The sequence below is a fragment of the Chryseobacterium sp. CP-77 genome, from assembly GCF_036362765.1.
In the GTDB taxonomy this organism is placed as follows: domain Bacteria; phylum Bacteroidota; class Bacteroidia; order Flavobacteriales; family Weeksellaceae; genus Chryseobacterium; species Chryseobacterium cupriresistens.
In genome coordinates, this window is the sequence record NZ_CP143637.1 from 1,386,660 (window position 1) to 1,407,973 (window position 21,314).

The 21,314-nt window shown below is 35.4% G+C and carries 18 protein-coding genes; 10 read left to right on the top strand and 8 right to left on the bottom strand.

From position 1 onward, the window contains the following. Window positions 1–78 precede the first annotated feature (78 nt). On the bottom strand, window positions 79–1,347 hold the full coding sequence (locus V0410_RS06210) for a hypothetical protein (protein WP_330746758.1): 1,269 nt from the start codon (window positions 1,345–1,347) through the stop codon (window positions 79–81). 89 nt (window positions 1,348–1,436) lie between these two features. After that, entirely contained in the window at window positions 1,437–2,000 is a 564-nt protein-coding gene (locus V0410_RS06215) for a hypothetical protein (protein WP_330746759.1), read from the bottom strand. Between the two features lie 688 nt (window positions 2,001–2,688). Between V0410_RS06215 and V0410_RS06220 the strand changes: the two genes are divergently transcribed. Beyond that, a complete protein-coding gene (locus tag V0410_RS06220) occupies window positions 2,689–3,633 on the top strand; it encodes a helix-turn-helix transcriptional regulator (RefSeq protein ID WP_330746760.1) in 945 nt (314 codons plus the stop codon). A 1,153-nt stretch (window positions 3,634–4,786) separates the two neighbouring features. Here the strand turns inward: V0410_RS06220 and V0410_RS06225 are convergent. After that, window positions 4,787–6,280, bottom strand: a complete 1,494-nt coding sequence (locus V0410_RS06225; protein WP_047433474.1) for a hypothetical protein — start codon at window positions 6,278–6,280, stop codon at window positions 4,787–4,789. A gap of 1,954 nt (window positions 6,281–8,234) precedes the next feature. Here V0410_RS06225 and V0410_RS06230 point away from each other — a divergent pair. Then, window positions 8,235–9,524 carry a chloride channel protein gene (locus tag V0410_RS06230; protein ID WP_227942425.1) on the top strand — a complete coding sequence of 430 codons (1,290 nt, stop codon included), beginning with the start codon at window positions 8,235–8,237 and terminating at the stop codon, window positions 9,522–9,524. Window positions 9,525–9,967: 443 nt separating this feature from the next. Here V0410_RS06230 and V0410_RS06235 read toward each other — a convergent pair whose 3' ends face one another. Continuing rightward, window positions 9,968–10,882 (bottom strand): helix-turn-helix domain-containing protein, encoded by a 915-nt coding sequence (locus V0410_RS06235; protein WP_047433476.1) that lies wholly within the window; start codon window positions 10,880–10,882, stop codon window positions 9,968–9,970. Between the two features lie 46 nt (window positions 10,883–10,928). After that, a complete protein-coding gene (locus V0410_RS06240; RefSeq protein WP_330746761.1) occupies window positions 10,929–11,831 on the bottom strand; it encodes an SDR family oxidoreductase in 903 nt (300 codons plus the stop codon). A gap of 606 nt (window positions 11,832–12,437) precedes the next feature. On the opposite strand from V0410_RS06240, the gene V0410_RS06245 reads away from it, so the two are divergent. Continuing rightward, the gene (locus V0410_RS06245; protein ID WP_120231234.1) at window positions 12,438–12,803 is read left to right on the top strand and encodes a hypothetical protein; all 366 of its coding nucleotides are present in this window, start codon (window positions 12,438–12,440) and stop codon (window positions 12,801–12,803) included. A 425-nt stretch (window positions 12,804–13,228) separates the two neighbouring features. On the opposite strand, the gene V0410_RS06250 is transcribed toward V0410_RS06245, so the two are convergent. The 3 genes from V0410_RS06250 to V0410_RS06260 all read right to left on the bottom strand — a co-directional run bounded on the left by V0410_RS06250 (window position 13,229) and on the right by V0410_RS06260 (window position 16,196). Beyond that, a complete protein-coding gene (locus V0410_RS06250) occupies window positions 13,229–13,516 on the bottom strand; it encodes a helix-turn-helix domain-containing protein (protein WP_047433479.1) in 288 nt (95 codons plus the stop codon). A gap of 107 nt (window positions 13,517–13,623) precedes the next feature. Then, window positions 13,624–14,475, bottom strand: coding sequence for an RteC domain-containing protein (locus V0410_RS06255; protein WP_330746762.1), 852 nt, complete (start codon window positions 14,473–14,475; stop codon window positions 13,624–13,626). Between the two features lie 50 nt (window positions 14,476–14,525). Beyond that, window positions 14,526–16,196 carry a helix-turn-helix domain-containing protein gene (locus V0410_RS06260; RefSeq protein WP_123277880.1) on the bottom strand — a complete coding sequence of 557 codons (1,671 nt, stop codon included), beginning with the start codon at window positions 16,194–16,196 and terminating at the stop codon, window positions 14,526–14,528. Between the two features lie 287 nt (window positions 16,197–16,483). On the opposite strand from V0410_RS06260, the gene V0410_RS06265 reads away from it, so the two are divergent. The 7 genes from V0410_RS06265 (at window position 16,484) to V0410_RS06295 (ending at window position 21,242) form a co-directional block, all read left to right on the top strand. Beyond that, a complete protein-coding gene (locus tag V0410_RS06265) occupies window positions 16,484–16,687 on the top strand; it encodes a hypothetical protein (protein ID WP_047433482.1) in 204 nt (67 codons plus the stop codon). An 8-nt stretch (window positions 16,688–16,695) separates the two neighbouring features. Further along, window positions 16,696–16,869, top strand: a complete 174-nt coding sequence (locus V0410_RS06270) for a hypothetical protein (RefSeq protein ID WP_183037380.1) — start codon at window positions 16,696–16,698, stop codon at window positions 16,867–16,869. 9 nt (window positions 16,870–16,878) lie between these two features. Then, window positions 16,879–18,390 (top strand): MauE/DoxX family redox-associated membrane protein, encoded by a 1,512-nt coding sequence (locus tag V0410_RS06275; protein WP_330746763.1) that lies wholly within the window; start codon window positions 16,879–16,881, stop codon window positions 18,388–18,390. A 29-nt stretch (window positions 18,391–18,419) separates the two neighbouring features. Continuing rightward, entirely contained in the window at window positions 18,420–18,683 is a 264-nt protein-coding gene (locus V0410_RS06280; protein ID WP_047433484.1) for a hypothetical protein, read from the top strand. Window positions 18,684–19,060: 377 nt separating this feature from the next. Then, complete coding sequence (locus V0410_RS06285) at window positions 19,061–19,447, top strand: hypothetical protein (RefSeq protein ID WP_330746765.1); 387 nt, start codon at window positions 19,061–19,063, stop codon at window positions 19,445–19,447. 191 nt (window positions 19,448–19,638) lie between these two features. Next, complete coding sequence (locus V0410_RS06290) at window positions 19,639–20,025, top strand: hypothetical protein (RefSeq protein WP_330746766.1); 387 nt, start codon at window positions 19,639–19,641, stop codon at window positions 20,023–20,025. A 95-nt stretch (window positions 20,026–20,120) separates the two neighbouring features. Then, complete coding sequence (locus V0410_RS06295; protein WP_330746767.1) at window positions 20,121–21,242, top strand: aspartyl protease family protein; 1,122 nt, start codon at window positions 20,121–20,123, stop codon at window positions 21,240–21,242. The last annotated feature ends 72 nt before the right edge of the window (window positions 21,243–21,314 follow it).

Consider the following 21,314-nt stretch of genomic DNA (forward strand, 5'->3'; position numbering starts at 1 on the left):
TAAACCGACAGACGGAATTCATCTGCCGGATACAATGAATTTAAGATGCGCTCATCTGTTCTATTTTATCATTTCATATCAATAGGATGACATTCTTTGTGCTGTCATAAAGACACGTCGGATGTTATTGGTGGGATCAGTATCATTTAAATTATCTACAGAAACAAACACGATTATTCTATACCAGATTCCGTCAACAATTACATCTACCGTTTCTATCTCCTGAGAATCATCACTGGAACTGGTAGCTGTTACAGGAGTAGAACTGCTATTCATATTGTCTCCCCAGTTAAGATAAATTCCGTTATCCGTTTCCATATAACCTCCGGGCGCTAATAAAACGTTCGAGCGGCGGAAACGGTCTACACTCGATAATGCCGAATACCACACCTTAATATTAGAACTGGAGGCATTTACCAAACGTGGATTGTAGGTAACGGCTCCTGAACCCTGATTGGAACTTGCATTAAAATTCAGGTCCAATTTTAACTTTCCTCCTAAAATAGCATCATAAGTACCGCCAACCTGTGTGCTCAGCAATCCTATATATGTCGCCGGTAATGTATAAGTAAAGAACTGATACTCTCCAGGTGCAAGCACTTTCCCAACACCTACTGTTGCACTACAGCTCTGCCCTCCGATCGAAATGGGAAATGTTGTTGTATTGGGGCTGGATACTGTTGGTGTTCCGGAAACAGTATAGTTTAAAGTACCGGATCCTTGTGCAAAATTACCCTGTGGAAGTGTTGCGGTAAGACCATTTACAGGTCCTATCGTTTGTGGAGCATATACTCCTGCATTGCCTCCTGAATAAGGAATCGACATGGTACCCTGATAAGGAGTTCCGGCAGTATAGGTAAGCGGACTTAGTGTTGCGTCAGTACATCTCAAACCACTTATCGTTCCCGGCTGTAACGAGCGCCCGTCCAAAGGTCTCCATTGGGTTCCGTCCCAATAAACATATCCCTTAAAGGTAAAGGTAGCCTGAGTTCCCAGGTTGTAAACCAATAAGCCAACTGCAGGATTAGGTATTGTAGACGCATCATTATATACCGTTAAAGCTACTCGTGGACCTAAAAACCCTTTTTGGCTGCCCGATGCAAGCTGACTTACATTAAGCTCCAGAATAGCAGATGCATCGGGAATTGCACCAATACCTGTAGATCCTGAATTGGTTACAATAAAATCGTTGGCCAATTGTGCTGCCGTCGGAGTTCCTGTTACAGCATTGTTTTTACCACCATCGATATTGAATATCCCTTGTGGATTTTGCGTATTGATGCCTACTTGAGCGAAAGCTAATGCGCCAACTGTTAAGGCAAGGATTGTATAAAATTTATTTTTCATTTTGTTTGATAATTTGGAAAATGGAAAAGAGTCTTATGAGTACTCTTTCCATAATTACTATATTTTAAATTTGTGTTCCTGTTATTTTGCTATAAAATGAATTTGAAAGAAGGAGGAGGCCGAATTTGTAGTCCTGCCAGAAAAGCCCTTTCGTACATATCAGTTTTAAGAGATTGCTGTGGACAAAACTGTTTTTCGTATAGGATAAATATCTTATGCTTTCTATGTAATATTCCTTGTTTTTCTTTAAACGTGTTGGTTATAATAATAGCAATGTCTTCTGATTTTCCATAAAAAATGATAGTAGACTGACCATTTTCAGCTCTGGAGATTTTCTGTTCAGAAATCAATTTTAAAACTCTTTTTTCTTCTTTTTTATCTTTAGCTTTTTTTATAGTATCACTACAAGAACTCTGCAATGGTTTTGATAAATAAGAAGAAAGTACAACAATCTTGATATTGGACATTTGCTGCAGGTTATGCACTTTAGTGTCGGCTTTAATATATAATGAAACCAGACTATCTTTTCTCTCTATCAGAGAAATAATAATATTATCTTTAATATTGAGATCACAACTTTTTCCAATATATAATTGAGCATACATCTTACAAAAAGAGCAAAGCAAAAGAAGCATCCCTGATGCCTTTGTCATATAGTAACTCTTATTCTTAAAATACATTTTCACCTCATTGGAATTGAGTTGTAAAATTGATCTTATTTTAAGCTTAGATAAAGAAATACCATACGCTACAGATACCTTTTCAACATGGTAAAATATACGGCATAGATACCACCAAAAGAACAAAACACACTTAACTTTCTGATTTTCAAAACATTACAATAAACAATGATAGATCATTTAATTAATAGTATTAAAAAACCAGAAATTCCTGTGCTACGCAAATGGAAATCTGATAATATTACAATTACCATTAACCTTGTATGAAGTTCTGAGAACCAAAAAAACAACACAATGACAAACAATAATCAAAACCTGATGCAGATAAAAAAACAGAAAACCAATAGTCTAAAAAAATCCGTTGAGGATAAAGTATAAATGAAATTGCATGGGGTGTCTACAAAAGCATGACTATGACTTTTATTATGATATTAAAAATGGCAGATGATATAGTTTACCTTTTTTTAGTAAAAAACATTCAAAGCATTTAAAACTACAATTTCTGACCAACTAATTTCAGTATTTTGTACAAGCAGCTATAAAGATTTAACATTACTAATCACTTGGTATATTTTAGCTTACATTTTTATGGAAAATTAATTTTACAGAAATAATTTTCAACTACAAATAAATAGTATCTTTTAACAAATATTTATAAACAATGTTACGTAAAATTTGGAATTATATAGAGAATCTGCATATTGATCCCAATGCTGACAGATTTGAACGTCTAGATGCCCAAATATTAAATTTATTCGCATTTTCTATAGGAATAGTTTTGCTTGTAAGCGGATTCAGGGATTTGATGTTTGGGTTTGAGGGCTATTTTTTGTTGTTGTTCGTGTTAGGAGGCATTTTCCTTATTCTTTTCTTTTTTACTAAGGCCCGGCAAAACATCATGATATGCTTTATTGTTATAGAACTTGCTATGCTGTTGGTTTTCTTCTTTTCATCCACTTCAGGTTTTGAAAATGGCTTGTCATTATATTATTTTTTGCTGCTCATGACTTCGTTATTTATTTTTAACACAAAGAAAAAATTAAAGTATATTATAGCTGTTTTTGCTACCGCGTTTGTTTTATTTCTCATAAGTCATTATTATGATTTTAGAATATTCAGGATTAAAAATGCCGGAAATTTAGAATTTTCAAGAAATCAGAGACTTTTTACTTTTTTACAAGTATTTATATGGTTTGCAATTTTCGGATATTTTATTCTGCTAAAACATTTTACTGTTTTGGAGCTGTACAGAAAAGTCCTTCGTAGCCAGAATATAATCGCTAATATACGTACGAGGCTGGATAAGAAAGACGATATAGATTTAGAAAATCTTGTAAAAATGGCTATGAATGATGACATCGCTTTCATACCAAAAATAAAACAATCATTTCCCGGATTATATGAAAACCTCATGCAAATAAATCCGGAAATTACATCAGAAGAGTTTAAACTATGTGCTCTTCTCAAGCTGAATTTTACTACAAAAGATATAGCGGAATACAATCATATTTCAATACGCACAGTTCAGTCAAGGAAAAGCAGGCTGAGGAAATCATTTGGAATCTCTTCTGATACAGATCTTTACAAATGGATAGATACTTTCTAATTTCCCTTATTTTAGCAGTAGTTATTTATTAGAAATCAATAAAAGCTTAAAAAGAATTTTTTGACACATTTGAACAACTTGGAATATGGTGGCTTTCTCATCTTTAGGATGAGTTTACCCAAAGATTGATGGAGCTTGATAGCTTAGAAATGAAATTGCAAAATCAGAAGATGATAAGAAAAGACCTGGATATAAAACATAGGTTGAAAAAGTTTTAGCAGTGATACCGAATCTATCAAAGCTATACTCAGAAGGAAATACAGAAACAAAACAGTCGATTTTGGCCGAAAAACCTGAATTTGAAGAAAATGCGTTTCGAACACCAAATTAAATTCCGCACTTGCTCAAACAACCCTGATTCACAATCAGTTACAAGGTAAAAAAAAGGAAAGAGCACTTTTAGAAGTGCTCTTTCCCGAAGAGTGACCGCAGAGTTGCATTTTCCGAACACTTTTATAGAAGATTTGAACAAAATAGCTGAGCTTGAGTCGTTAAATTTCAAAATTCATATTTGATTATTTTAATCTACCACTTTGGAACTATCAATTTTAGCTATGAACCTTCCATTGCCTTCTATCTCATGAAAGTTCAATCCCCTTGTTACAGCTTTAAAATCTGCTTGAGAGTTTTGAAACGAGGCAAAGACAATACTTTGTGCTTCTTGCTGCAAAGACAGCTCTCTTAAGAACTCATGAAAATCTTTTTAACAAAAGCGGGTGACTCCTATCTTTAGCATAGGAAGTCTCTAAAAGTGCGATATAATAAGCCCACATGGCGCGAATATGATCACTTCCGGAAGAATCAAACCGTAAGTCTTAATATTTCAGTCTTCCATTTGGAAGGGCTACTTCTATTATTGGCATTTACTTATCACCGGATATGCGAATAGCGCTTTTATCTTTACTTTAATAGTTGAAATGTGTTAATAAAGTAACGAAACAATTTTCCAGCAATTGAATCTTTTCATCATCCTGTTTCGTAAATAAATCTTCTCCTAAATTTGATTCTAAGCCTTTTAAATTTTCCCACTGATCTGATAGCATTTTGAGGCGATTTTTTAAACCCACTGTAGTTTCTTCAAGCGCTTCATAAACTATAATTAATTTTTTCAGATTGATCTTTAAATATCAGGCTTTTCAACAAAACATAACTGTTATTTAATGGTTACAGCCATGTTAGGAACTACAATATCGCCTGTTAAACCTGTATAACGTTGTGCAAATATTTCAACGTAATCATTCGTGGATAGTTCAGTTGTGCCATTAATTGGCAATACCACAATATCATTTAAAGCAGCTCCACGTCCATATACTTTATACTGACTGATGGCTGTTCCGTTTTTTGCAATATAGATGATATAAGTACCGGCTGCAGGTACCTGAAATGATACAGAACCCGTGACCTGAAAAATTCTTTTCTTTTTACCCACATACTTCAACCTGTTAGGAACCCCATCCGTAGTAAATCTGAACAGGTTTGATGAGGTGGAAACAGATGTTGAAGTGCCAATTTTTACAATATTACTTGGATTGGAGCTGTTAAAACTTACCCCAATACCGGTTCCTACTGGATAATCAACTGAAAAGTCACCAACAGCATTGGTGTCTGCTTCAGTTGGAAGACCTGCTGCCCTGACGGTCCAACTGTTATTAAAATTGTATCCTGAATACGTCCCAGTAGTATAAGGCTTGACATATCCAGCTGTATTGGTTCCTGTAAATACAACGGATTCCATCACCGCATCTCCTGTAATGGTAAGCCCGCTTGTTGAAACATCAAAACCGATTGCCGAACCGTTGACCTGACTAAACCCGCCCTGTTTTTCAACCGATGTAAAGGTTCCCGTAAGCTTTTCGTAGGTGCCGGAATTATTAGCTGCCCAACCCATATTGCTGAGCAGAAGCTGCCCGATATTATTATAGGTTATACCATTGGTATTTCCGGTAAACTGGATGATACTGAGAAACACCAGTCCAAGCCCGGAAATGGTTCCCACACTACTCGAGTTGGCTACAACACTATCTCTGAAGATAAGATTCTGGGTAGCGGCACCTGATATATTAAAAACATTTCCTGATGGTGCACTGAGGGTAACACTCTTAATACTTCCCCCTGTTGCTCCCTCAAAAATATTTCCTGTCGTTCGGACAATAATATCGTTATTGGTATCAAGTCCGTGTATATAAGCATTATTAATTTCTATAGGTCTGTCAAAAACTATCTGTCCGTTGATTTCATACAATGTATCTGCATTCAGAAGGTACCTTGTTCCACCTCCTGCACTTAGTTCCGTTGCCAGCACTGTAGCTAAAACATCTGTAGACTTTATTCGCTTAAAATTAAGTCTTTCAGAGACATTACTTCCTACAGGGAACCATGCTGCCGTATTGGAAGCATAATAGTAAAGCTGTTTGAAATTAGTATCGTACACGATGAGTCCATCAGCAGGTGAAGCAATAGCGATCCGCTGGGCTGTTGTCAGACGTGGAGCTAGCAGCCCTCTTGTTGTGGAGTTGAGATCTAAAATAGAGCTGGGATGAGGAGTTGTTGTATTTATCCCTACCTGGGCTCTCATTGAAAATGAAATAAGAAAAGCCATCAACAACATAAAAAGCTTTCCTGTAAAAGAATTTTTTTTTGTTTTCATATTAAAAGATTTAGGTGGTTTGATAAGGTAATTTTATGTCTCGGGTAAGCAGTAAGTCAGAAAAACACTAATCAGCGTTTTCCGGTGGTCTCAGAGTAAAAATGATTCAGTAATAAAAAAATCTACAGTACTGTATATTTTTCGTAAAAAGGAGTAATTCTTGTTCTGACAATAATTAAAGAAACCAGGTTATCGGATATCAGACAGGATATGGTCATTGTTTTATACCATTTATAGATCATAACGGTAATCCACCTGCCTTTATCAATGAGCCTGTACATCTTTTTTTTAAAGTACATAATAACAATGTCCTTCCTCTTGCCTTTTAGTGAAAATAAGTCTATCATAATATTTTGTAATTTTTAGTTTAACAATTTTTATGGTTTCCTTATTTCATGGATAGTTTTATTATTCCAAATGTCGTGAAATAAATTAATCTCTATTATGACGGTGATCATAAAAAGAACTAGTTAGTCTTTTTTTATTAATCTATGTAGGATTGTGGTTATTAATTACGTCAGCATAAAGGCAAAAATCATGGAGTTCCCAACCAAGATTCGACATGAGTTAGCCACATACTTGTTGTATTAACCTGGATTAATGCTATTTTTAATATGGTAGGTCAAAAAGTACATATCTCAAAATGCTGCTTTTTGCCTTCAAACTCACCAATCATTTATGCTTAGGAGGATGGATTTCTTACCAGACAATTCCTCCTAATTCATTCCTTTCACTGACGTGGATATATTGATTATTTAGAACATATCCACATCAATTTTAGTTCAACAAAGCAAAACCCTTTATACTACGGAACTTTACGTATTAAAAAGTAAACCACCAAAAGTAATAAAATAAAAAAATCTTCCGGGACATTAGGAGGTTGAATATATCTTCATCCGAATATTGAAGTAATCGAACACTTAAATATATACCTCTAAAAATGAGAGTCAACTACAGATTTATTAGTTCATAAATAATCCACAATACTCACAAAAATAAAAAAACTCCATTAAAAAATGAAGTTTAAAGTGTGTGATTAAGTATAGATAAATGATGTGGTGTCCTATGTCTTTTGTTTCAAAATCTGCATTAACACTAACAAGGCACATACCAAAATCTTCACTATTTAATGAAAATAACGTTTTTGTGGTGTGAAATAAAAAATTAGCTTACAAATAGCCTAAATTGCAAGAAGTTTCATATCAACAAAAAATCCCCGGATCTCTCCGAGGATAAAACTAATAACCATGAAAACTCAACTAATGAGTTGTATTTTAATATACGATCAAATTTACGGTATGGATTTATTAAATAAATAAAAACCTCCCGGATAGCAGGAGGTATAAAAACTTATGTTAAAATTTATTTATTAACAATACAAATGTAATAACTCTCTTCCAATTGATTTATGACTTGGCTCATAAAAAGCTCCCAGGCTAAGAGAGGTGGGTTTATTTTTTTAGCAAAAACCTTCTAAAGGGGCGGAAATATCTATATATTTCTTTCCACTAATAAATTAAATACAATAATTTATTCACTATTAAATGATATAAAATCTTTTTTGTGTTTTTGCAAGAAATTTTATTATATTTGATTAAAGTCTGTTATGAAAGCCGACTACTTAATCATGCGACCTCTCCTATTGAGAGGTTTTGTTTTTATTTGGTTCATTAATTTGCATCCTAGTCTTAATGTTACCAAGCCTAAGAATGAGGATCTTCTTATTATAAATTATGAACATGAGGATAACATACGCCTGCAATCCGATTCTGTTACCATCGATTTTTATTTGCTTGCTATAAATTGAGGGTAAAATTGTTTCTTTTTAGACATCCTAATGAAACACTCTGTTAGACATATAAGAATTATCTACTACTTCCCCTGCACTTGGGCGCAAAAAGAAAAATTCAAAAGAAATATCACTTACCTTTGCAGTTGTTTAATGTTTATTATTATGGAAAGCACTTCGATATACAGAAAAAAAGTAGTTCGATATAGTTATCTAAAATTGATTGCTTGTTCAATTTTGGTCAGTATAATTTGTTGTGTACTGGCTTATAGCTTAAAGCATAGTACTGCTTATGTACAGGAAAAATTATCTGAAAAAATTTCCGGCTTTGATCCGAGATTTTATATTATCGCACCAAGTATTGGTATTACGTTGATATATTTCCTGAGAAAATATGCTTTTCAAAGCAGAAAGAATAAGGGAATAAAAGAAATCTATACGACATTGGAAACAAGGAAAGATCACCTGCCCTTTTTTAAAATTCCTTCACACTACATTAATGGCTTCTTAACTGTTGCTTTTGGCGGATCAACGGGAGTTGAAGTCTCAACCGTTGTTGCAACCGCTACAGTAGGTAACCAAGCTTATAAGAGATTACAACCTGCAGGAGCTTACAAAACCGAATTGATATGTGCAGGGGCTATTGCTGGCGTAACTCTGCTATTTGGAAGTTCGTTGGGTGGTTTGTTTTTCGCATTTGAGGTCATTGCACGAAGATACAGCAGGACTTTACTACTTAGTGCATTAACTTCGATGTTCATTGCATCAATTATTGTTTATTATTTTGATTCCACTCCCCTCTTTACTTTTGCAGTAAAAGAATGGCGGTGGCAGGCAATTCCTTTTGTGATTATTTTAGGATTGATAGGAGGAGTTTTGGCACTTTATTTTACTAAGATTGTTATCTATGCAAAATCTTATTTTGCAGAGATAAAAAACAACTTTATCCGAGTTAATATTGGAGCAATAACGGTAGGAGTTTTTATATTTTTCTTGCCAGCACTCTATGGTGACAGTTATCATGGTCTTGAAGAAATTTTAAGAAATAGTTTAGATAAATCTATTGATCTATTATACTTCTTTCCGCTGATCCTGCTCGTTCTGTTAAAACCCCTTGCAGCCTCACTTACATTAGGAGCTGGTGGTGACGGTGGTGTCTTTGCGCCTAGTATCGTAACAGGTGCAATATTAGGTGTTTTGTTTGCTCAGCTTTGTAACCATTATCTCGGAACTCAACTTGTGACTATTAATTTTGCACTTTTTGGTGCGGCGGCAATGCTTTCTGCTGCAATCCATGCACCTTTTACAGCAATATTTATTATTTCAAGTCTTGTTCCCAGTGGATATGTTTTGCTGCTACCATTACTAATTAGCAGTTTAGTTTCAAAAGTACTAGCGAAAAATCTCTTTCCCTATAACGTATATACTTATAAAGAAGAGGCTGTCACTAAATAAATAATACATATGCAGAAATCTAAGTACTTTAATTTTAATAAACATCTTCTACTTTATAACAAATTTCAAACACAAAATCAATGCTTTCCTAGCGCAATAATTTGTAAACATCATACTTAATTAAGGATACATATACGATTTAACAGCTACAGGTAGTGTAATTTAAGTAATTCTAAGTTCATTAGCATCTCCATATCTTCAAACCTTTCATCTTACTCTGAAAAGTTTGAAGTTGTTATGTCTCCACGCTTGGTCTGGCTTCTTCACTGTCTCCGTAAACCGCACGACACCCATGGCCATCAACATAAAAACCTGTTCAATTCCGGCTTGGGCCCCTTTTATATTTTTTACGTTATTTAATAATGTAATGAGCCAATGATATTGTCCATTATATCAGCCGTAATTTATTCAGCACACTATTTGATGAAGTCGCTACCACTTCCTTAATTGAATGAATTCCTGAACTCTAACGGTGAAATATTAGTTTTCGCTTTAAACAGTTTATTGAATGACTGTGGGTGTTCAAAGCCCAGTTCATAGGCGATCTCGCTTATGGTAAGTTCAGTTGTGGAAAGTCTCTCTTTGGCTTTTTCGATTAACTTTTCATGGATGATTTGCTGCGTGGTTTGTCCGGTCAACGATTTGAGCATTGCACGCATGTATTGGGGTGATATATTTAGCTTTTCGGAAAGCAGCTGCACCGTAGGCAAGCCATGCTCTATTATATTTTTTCCTTCAAAATAATCCGAAAGAAAATTTTCCAACCTCTCCAAAAACTGATGAATGACTTTCTTACGTGTTATAAACTGGCGCTGATAAAAACGTTGGGAATAATTAAATAGAGTTTCCAATTGAGAAATAATAATGTGTTGGCTGAACTGGTCTATATTGCTCTGATATTCCTGTTTGATATTTTCAATGATCTGCTTCATTTTCAGTTCCTCATCTTCTGATAGGAACAGCGCTTCATTAACAGAATAATCAAAAAATTCATATCTTTTGATGGAAGTGGAAAGTGCCGTATTCCAGAGAAAGTCCGGATGGATCATTAGCATCCATCCGGAAGGATTTCTTCCTTGTTCTTCACGTATCACACTTAAAATCTGATGTGGGGCCATGAAAAACATCACTCCTTCATCAAAATCATAATCATTCTGCCCATACCTGTACTTGTGCTCCATATCACGTTTTAGCGAGATCATATAAAAATCAAACAGAAGGCTCTGTTTTCCGACTTTTGTATGCTCGGTCATATCTTCAAAATTGATCACACTAATAAGCGGGTGCTTCGGCCCCGGCAGACCACGTAGTTTGTGGAAGTCTGAAATGGTCTTAATTCGAACAGGCTTATCGGACATGGAATTATGTGCTTTTATATTAAAATAGATAAAACAAAAATACAGATTATCGGAGTTCCGAAAAATAATACGAACCTTTTAAATCTTCCAATAAAGTTGGATGTACAGGATTCCATCCCAGCGCATTCCTTGTCCATTCACTTGAAGTGGGGTTATCCAGCTCTGCAAAATGCGTAAACCAGGAAAAATGCTGCTCAGCTTCCTGAGAATTCAGCGAGGTAAAAGGAATATTTAAACGATCCGCAATTTCAGCGGCTACTGTCTTGAGCTCAATTCCTTCTTCGGATACTGCATGATATCTGGTTCCATTTTCAAATGGTTTTTCCAGCGCCAATCGGTAGAGCCCTGCCGCATCCAGTCGATGCACAGCTGGCCAATGGTTATTTCCGCCCTCAATAACCGCAGAGACACCTTTTTCTTTGGCTATTTTGATAAATAGCGGAACAAAGCCGATCTGATCTCCTTCACCATGCACCGATGGCGATAATCTAATCACGGCGACACGCACACCTTTTGCAACCTGATCGTCCGCGGCATTTTCAGTTGCAATCCTAGGATGTGGGTGATTGACGTTGCGGTCTTTCTCAGTTGTGATGCCATCTTTTGAAAAAAGTGCAGTGCCGGAAGTGATGAGAAAGGGCTTGTCCGTACCGACCAGAGCATCTCCCATGGCGCCGATTACATCCCTATCCAATTCACACATTTCCTCAAACCGCCCAAAATCATGTACAAATCCTAAGTGTATAACTGCATCAGCTGCATTAGCCCCAGATTTCAGACGTTCAAAATCAGTAAGGTCACCTTGGTGGACCTCTGCTCCTGCTTCAATTAACTTCTTTGCAGATTCTTCCGACCTTGCAAGCCCAAGAGCCTTGTGACCAGCTCCTAATAATTCTTGTACTACAGCTGTTCCTATGAAACCTGTAGCGCCTGTAACAAATACTTTCATTTCTAATATTATTTATGAAGCAAAGTTCGGGGTTCTTATATCGCAAAATGTAGCCAAAAATAGCTTTGTTGTAGCCAAAACTTACAATTTAACTAAGAGTGATTTAGATGTTTGATTTTAAAGGGTCTCTTAATTGGCAGATATCTCTGTATAGTCCCCGGCGAAACGCAATCCACATCATCAATTCCGGCAATCCTGCTACTGTGTGCATCCTGAATTATCTATTTATCATCAAATCCAAGTAAGAAAAACTTCGAGGATAAGGAAATGTTATATCCATATACCATTACAGGTATTTGGAAAATCATGGAAGATCATCTTAAAAATAGAGAAATCAGAAATAAGACTGTGCTAATACAGACTGGCTGGGATATAGATGACAAGGCTAACAGAACAAGACCAGTTCACACAGAGCTACTGGGTACAGGGATTTTGATTGTCTAACATCTTTGTAATTTACATAAATTGCCGGCTAAGAGTTTTTTCCTTCACCGCCGCTCCACCAAAATTTAAAGGTGTCGGGACATTTCCGGTAAGAACTTTTGCTTCAATTGAAAAAAATCATTAAGTTCGAATACGAACTTTATTACACTAAGAAAATTAAACATGGCAAAAAACATTGGACTAACGAAAGATGCCGGCTGGCAGTTTGGAATCAGAAAAACTATGCCAACGAACGTGGAAACACTTTGGGAAACCTTTTTTTCAGACAGGGGCTTAGGCTACTGGGCTGAGGGGGTTGATCAGAACTTTTCGACTTTTAAAGAATATTCACACATCCGAACTACATGGAAGCATAAAGATTTTGAAGAAAGGGCCCATTTGCAGGTCAGGTTTATTCCAACTAAAGATAAGGATAAGACTACAATTTCGATTCATGTTGATAATTTAAAAAATGAAAGTCAACGTGAAGTAACTAAAAAATACTGGTTGGTCGTGATTGAAAGTCTATACTTGCTAACAGCACCCTAGATCTCGGGCCAAGGGGCTAAATCTAATTTTTACTTTCCCTAACAGCTTCGAATAATCCAGGATAACTTTTGATTATACTTCTTGATCTACAAGAATCGTAGTTGAGAATCAGAATCAATGTTTTCATATAGAGATTGCTTTATTGGATTGAATATCATTGCCTTATCGGTTTGATTTCATTGCTCAGGATGTAAATGTATAAGACATCAATTTAAATTATAGCATGAATAATTTTGTGTTCATATCCTCGTTTCTTTTTTCCCCGACAATATAACTCTATATCAACATCATTTTTGGCAGTCACACGGGTATATGCACCATCCCAATTATCTTTCAAACCCGGACTTAACACCTCTCCATCTAAACCAATAAAGTTAATTGGCTTATTTATTTCATAACTGTAAGATGCCTATCTGCGATATTCTTCATTCAATCCGGCGAAAACTATCTCTTATCAGCTGATGAACATCAGAAAGTTTATAATACAACTTTCCGCTTATTGTATAATATGGCAGCCTTTTATCTGAGCGGTAACGTTGCAATGATCTGGCACTGATCTTAAGTAATTGCAAAACATCCTGATTGTCCAGTAACTGTTCTCCGTCAATACTGTTTAAATCATTTTGCTTTCGACTTAATTTTTCGCCAAGAATATCAAATCGGGTCATAATACGCTCCATCCATGCCATAAATTCTGTTCTGTCAATGTTCATGATATTTATTTTAAGAGTAAAGCAAAGTTTACACTTTACTGGGAAATTCTTTCGGTAGACTGTCATAACTACCGAAAGATTATCCGCAAAAAAAACATAAGTTCACTTCATTGATCACAATCTGCAAAAAACTGATTAAGATTGTCGTTTAAAAGCTGAAGAAACTTAGTCCTGTTAATTTTTCTGCTTTTAATTTCATGGAGGGTCTTATAAAAGTTCCCTAAATTAACATTCAGTGATTTTTCGGTAAAACGTATTACCTCACTGAATTCAATATTTCCGCCGTTGAAACAGCAGGTTTGATGAAGTGCGTAGAGAAGTTCAACCAATCCTGACTTTGAAGCCGACCAGTTCAGGGGAGACCTGTCAGTGACTTTTTCAAAAATGTATCCTTCTGTTTGGCTGATCGATTGTAAAAGATATTTCTCTAAAAGATCGTTGGCAAGAATCTGGGCAACTAGGTGATCGTGAGATGTGGCAAACTTTTCATCATAATTATACAGCCCAGATTGAAGTTTTGTTTTGAGATCAAATTGATTCCTGACAAAATATTTCTGGTCCAGAAATGCTGCTTTCCTTCTGTAATATTCATAAAAGTCAATATGCTGCTGATAAAAATCTTTAATTAATTGCAATTCACAATTATAATATTCTTTAAGACTCACTTGTCCTGCATTCGGTTTGGCCGCCTCAATAGCTAATAAATTTGAATAATAAATAAAGCGCGAAATAAAAAGCGGCTTGAGTTCTTTAAAAAAGTAAATTTCATCTGCTACGGATGAAAATTCAAGTCTGGCTACCATTGATTTGATGAGTCTTATGGCTGTATCAATTTCCATCAAAGATTTTTCGCAGGCTCCTATCCTATCTTCACTATGAGTAGAATCAATCATCTCTAATTTTTTGTCCAGTTCTCTTTGTAATTCTTTGCACTTTTTAAAAAACAGCTGTATTTCCATATTTTTATTTAAAAAGTACAAAAATTAATCAAATCATCTTTTCATCAATCCTAAACAGTACCATCATTATTTTTGCTATTCTCAATATTCTGGATAAACTCAACAGGGCTCATTGAAGTCATTTCATGAAACAATTTAGAAAATTTTGATCTGTTGGAAAAACCACATTCTTTAGACAGGTCATCGACCGCATATTTTCGCCATAGAGAATCGTTAATAAGCCTTTCTTTTGCATATATAATTCTTAAGCGGTTAATATAAGCATTAAAATTGCAGCCTTTATGCTCATTGATAATGGCAGATAAATATGCTGTATTGGTCTTCAGTTTCTTGGCCAGCTGGTTTTGTGTCAGTCCCTTTTCAAGATAAAAATTTTTCTCTTCCATTTGCTGCAGCTTACTTAGAATGTCTTCCACCAAATGTTCAGGCAGTCTGGAAGTCTTGACACTACTGCTCTGCTTAGGATCATCCTCATCTGGTTGAACATACTCCTTTTCCTTTTTATTTTTTTTCCTTGTTCTGTAATAACCTGCTACAGAAAACACTAAAACACTGATGAACGAAAGCAGTGCTATGGTATAAACGTAGTACGAGGTATTTTCCAATTTTTTCTTTGACTCCATCAGATCTTGTGTATCATATTCTTTATGAATCCTGGTTGAGAGATACTTAAAATCTGCAGATAATATTTTATCAAACTTTAATAATTGTCTAGTATAGTAAAGTTCTTGTTTATGATCTTTCTTATTTCTGTAATAATCAATAAGCAGCTCATATGTTTCTCTGGTCGCTGGTAAAACAAAATTATTTTGCTGAAATACAGAATCCACTTTTTTAAGGAAACCTATTCCTTCATCGTCTTTTTTATTTCTTAACAGAATTTTACCTTTCAAAAAGTAAATAACTGAGGCATTCGTAAAGTCATTTATCTTTTCAATAGCTCCTATAGCAGTATCAAAATCCGACAACGCCTCTTTATCCTTATTATTAAGATAACCCAGCACTGCTTTAAGTTTATAAAAATAGCTCCTTTCCAGATCAAAATCTTTATCATTTGATGATTGCTCCAGACCCTGTTCTGTAAGCACTGCTGCTTCCTGATACCTGCCAAGCAGGACAAGACAAATGCCCATCTGATTAAGGCTGTTCAGGTAGCCCTTCTTTCTGTTATATCGAAGATTGGGAAGTGTTTCCGAAGTATGGGGTTTATTATAATATCTGCTGCATTGTAAGAAGATATTAAGGGCTTCCTCGTAATATCCCAGATAGCTTTTAACCACTCCTATATGATAGAGATTTTTGTAGTAGAGATAAGAATTATCAGAATTTTTTAGATATTTCCAGGCCTTTAGATATTCATCTAAGGCTTTCTGATATTTACGTAACGTGAAATAATATATACTGCCCTTAGTGAGATAGGCATTTCCGATTGTTTGAGAATCCTTTGACAATAATGCAGCCCATATCGTACTATCGGCGTAAACAAGTTTTCTGTCTTTGCTAAAGTAGACTGCATCCCTGTAAGCCTGTGATAATTCTTTGTAGTTATTTGTTTTTCCAGCTTCTTTAATATAGGGATTAACAAATTCCAGTGCACGGGCATCATTTTCATCAAAGTTATCATAACGTGCCCTGTAGTCTGAAAACTTCTGACCATCCGTTAAAATGCTAATAAATACAAAAAAAAATATTGCTTTTTTCAAAACAGAAAAAGTTTTCATCACAAATTTTTGAAATACAATGATTATTATTCAAAAGTACACAAATTGAAACAGGAATAAAATTATTTCAACAGAAAGGGAATTTAACAATCATCAAAATAAAACACAACAAATTGATTTCCAAAACATTAAATCAATATTATATTTTGATTTAATTTACAAAACATACCTCAATAATTTATAAATCAAGTCCAAACATCATTTTTTTCAGTCCGTCGATGTTCTAAATTCGTTCTCAGAATTCTAATAAAAACCGGCCGGGATCACTAATTTTTAAATCCCAGATTATGAAAACCTTAATTTACATTTCATCAGGAATTATCATCACTATAATCCTGCATGCCTGTCATCCGGATCAATCTGTATCAGCCGAAGGTCCTCAGGAGAATAATCTCAATATTAATAGTCTTTCTGCAAAATCAGACAGCACACAATATATGGAAAGCGATCCTCCTAAAGATCGCGACCATTGGAAACCTACAAACCAATAACCATTGAAATGAATGATACATCAATTCCAATCCTGACAATAAGATCAGGACAAAAGTGTCCGGTCAGCGGGCTATGGAAAAACAAGGGGACTTTCACCACAACAATCATTATTGCTGAGAAATCAACAATGCCGGAATATTGCGGACAAAAAGTTGTATGGATTCTTTTATACCAATGCTAATAAAATACCATGAGAAAGCTCGTTGAACAACTACCGACATTAACTGCTTACTTTTTTGTACTGCTGTTTATGTACGCATCGGTAAGCAAGATTCTTGATTTTGAAAATTTTCAGGTTCAGATTGCCCAGTCTCCTATTCTGACAGCTTATGCCGGAGTGCTATCTTACGCTGTAATAAGTATTGAATTACTGATCGTTATTCTGCTGCTGATTCCACGTTTAAGACCTGCAGGTTTATTCTTTTCTCTGGGGATAATGACCAGTTTCACCGCTTATATCTATATGATCCTGCATTATAGTGAGTCTGTTCCGTGTTCATGCGGGGGTATTCTGGAAAAAATGGACTGGGATGAGCATCTTTTTTTCAATCTTGTATGTGTACTCCTGGCAGTTATTGCGTTGATCTGTATCTATCATAACCAGCAAAAAAACAGATATAAAGCTTATATAATACTATGCGCGACTATCCTGACAAGCTCTTTTGTAGTCATTCTGCTTTATATCAGTTCAGAATACACCATAAAAAAGGAAAATAATTTTACCCGTCGTTTTCTTATCCATCCGCTGATTGAAGATAAAGTATTACAGCTTGACAATGAACATTATTACTTTGCCGGAAATAACACACTCAATGTATTTCTGGGAAACAAATCAACCCCTTTGGCTCTGACATCCACGGATAATCTTTTTAACGCATTACAAACCATGCATATCTATCCCGATCAGACAGATCACACCTACACTAACCTGCAATTAAGGGTAAAAGATTCAGATTATTATCTCTATGACGGAAGTGTTCCTGTTATTTATAAAGGAAAACTAACAGGACCGGCAGCCCGGACCATCAGCTATAACGAAGTGTACTTTAATCAGCTTGTCGTTATTGATTCTTCAACCTTCGCAGTAAGAATACGCAGCAGTAAGACTGGAGAATATGAATTAGGATTGCTTTCTCTCAATAGTCATCCGAAATTTACCTTACATGACCAGTTGCTGGAAAAGCAGATTGATGGAATATTTGATGCGGACGGCCAATTGGTTACTGACTTAAAAAGCCAACGTATCACCTACATGTATGCCTACAGAAATCAATTCCTGGTAATGAATGACCAGCTTCAGCTCAAGAAATTCAAAACCATTGATACCATTTCAAGGGCGCAGGTTGAGCCCGTTACTCTGGCGGATGGCAGTACAAAATTAAAATCCCGCCCTCAAAAGGTTAACGCTGCCTTAGCGGCTAATGGTCCTTTCCTTTTTAATCAATCCCATCTCATGGGAAAACACGAAAGCAAAGACCGTTGGAAAAGCTCTACGATTGTTGACATCTACAGGACGGACAAACAGGAATATACCGGAAGCTTTTATTTAGATCGTATTGATAACAAACCCGTTTCTCAGATTATGGTCACCGATCAGTACCTCTATGCTATAGCCGGCAGAAAACTGATCCGCTACCGATACCGAACATCTAATGTAAAATATTTTACAGCAGGGGAAGCTGAAAACCTGAACAAAGAGTAAGCAATCATTAACCAAAAACTTCAATTATTATGAAAAAGTTTCTTATTCCTGCCGCCCTGGTGATTATGGGCACAGGAGGTGCATTAGCATCAACCATCGAAAGTTCATCCAAAGTGATTACTATTGGATACAGAGTAGGCAATTTCGGAGAACCTACCTGTGTAGCCGTTAAAAACTGTGAAACAGTTAACACAGGAGTACTCTGCACGTACACAGATGCCACAGGCCCTCACAACTTAAAAAGAATGAGCGGCTCACAGTGCTTCGGAGATTTGTTTGAAATTTTACCGTAAACCCTATCAATTAACAAAAGAGGATGCCACAGGCATCCTTTTTATTATTTAGGATTACTTTGAGAAGCCTGAATCACAATATAATTCAGCCACATTTCATTTAACAGCGGTTTTATTTCTGAATTGTATGGTAATTTTTTTAGTGAATAGCTGCTAATCCCAACCGATGATCTACGCTATGTTCTTTCTCCACTTTCCACTTTACGGTACTGCCGTGTTGATAGTTTTTTTAAAAAAAGATGAAATTTTCTTCATTTAATTTTTAACACGACGAGTTCTGTCGCTACACGAAACTATCTTTGTATCAGTAAGAAAAAGGATAAGAGCTCTTCCAAACTTTACTTAAATTATTAACCAATTAACCTAACCAAATCATTATGAACAAATTCCCATTTACTCCTGAAGGAGTACAAGCAAAACAAGAAGAACTGAGTACATTAACTCTTGAAGAGAGATTAAAAATTGCTGAATATGTAGCAAGCAATCCTATTGAATTCATTTCTGAAAACTTTGAGATGTCTGACGAGCAGCAGGTATATTTAAAAGAACTTGAACTGGTCGATATCAGAGTAACAGGATTCAGCCTTGCTATTGGATTCTTAGGACAGATTCCTGTTGAAATGCAGGATACAACACCTCCTTCAGCTTTCGCTGCAAGAGGAAAGAAAAAGAAGGAACTTTCAGCTAACGTAAGTACAACAACCAATCCGCAGACTGGTACTACTACTGTTACAGGTTCTGTAGGTATCAAGTGGTCTTGGTAATCTATGACTGTTATTGTAATAAAGGCTGTCTGCATGACAGCCTTTATCAAAAAAAAACTAATTTTTTTCATTTAATTTTTAACACGACGAGTTCTGTCGCTATGCGAAACTATCTTTGTTTCAGTAAGAAAAAGGATAAGAGCTCTTCCAGTCTTTACTAAGTATTAACCAATTAACCTAACCAAATCATTATGAACAAATTCCCATTTACTCCTGAAGGAGTGCAAGCAAAACAAAAAGAACTGAGTACATTAACTCTTGAAGAGAGATTAAAAATTGCTGAATATGTATCAAGCAATCCGGTTGAATTCATTTCAGAAAGCTTTGAAATGTCTGATGAACAGCTGTTGTATTTAAAAGAAGTAGAATTAGTCGATATCAGAGTAACAGGATTCAGCCTGGCAATCGGATTCTTAGGACAAATACCTGTTGAGATGCAGGATACAACGCCTCCTTCAGCTTTTGCTGCAAGAGGAAAGAAAAAGAAAGAACTTTCAACCAATGTAAGTACAACAACGAATCCACAAACCGGTTCGACTACTGTTACAGGTTCAGTAGGTATCAAGTGGACCTGGTAATTTACCAAGGCTTATGAACAATAAGGCTGCCCCCATATGGCAGCCTTTATTTATTTTTTTAATTATATTTGCCTGACACCCCGATAAATAAGAAAATGAAAAATATTAAATCACATTTATTTATATTACTATTAACACTAACCCCTTTCTTTTTTAACGCTACGACCATACCTTTTGAGCTTATCGATGGAAAAATTGTTGTTGATGTGAGTATTAAAAATAATAGACATAGCTTTATTTTTGATTCGGGAGCTTTTACCATCATTTCAGCAGAGCTAAAAAACCAGCTGAATGAAAAAAAAAGTACAACTGTTTTCGAAGGCGTAGATGCAAATAACGCAAAGTCTAAGATGGAGGTTTTCTCAACAGATTATATCCAAATAGCAGATCTGAAAATGAAAAACATCAATTTTTCATTTGCTGACATCAGCTGGATGAGCGGCAGGGCATGCAAAAAGATCAGTGGAATTTTTGGTGCCAATATGATGAAGGATAAGGTTTGGCGAATAGACTTTAAGGCAAAGACTATTACAGTCTTTGATAAACCTCAGGAACAATCTGGTACTGTTGCAGCAATCTCTTTTTCTGAAGAAAGTTTCACGGGTGTTCCCAAACTTAATGCTAAAATAAGAAATCAAAATATAGAATTCATTTTTGATACCGGCTCAGGAATGGGCTTTACAGTGAATCAAAAGGTGTATGATAAAATAAAAGATAAAGACTTTCTAACTTTTGAAGGACTCTTATCACAATCCTTAAATAGTATTGTAAAAGGGCAAAGACAGGTTGATCTAATGGAAGTCCAGCTTAATAATACCCAACTTGGTCCTCAAATTATTGACAGCAGTTCAGATTCTCCTAATCTCATTGGTACAAAATTTATTGAAAACTACTTGGTAGACCTTGATTTTATCAGCAAAAAAATTCTTCTTGCCAATGAAGGAAAAAAGCCGCAATATCAAAGTTTCGGAATCGCATTAGCTCCTGTTGACAACAGCATTGTTATTGTTAACAAACTGGAAGTTCCTCAATTATCAGAGATAAAACTAACGGATAAAATTATTAAAATCAACAACACTGATGTTACAAAGGCCTCAGGCGACACCTTTTGTAAAATAAAGGAACTCCTTGACCAAAATCAGTCTATTACCATAGAGAATGGATCTCATCAAACATTCACTTTAGAAAAAAAAGATGTTTTACAGTATCTGCATTAGAATTATATAATCACGTAACAGCACTTATCATGTTAAAAGCTTCAGAATATTCTGAAGCTTTTAGTTTTATTT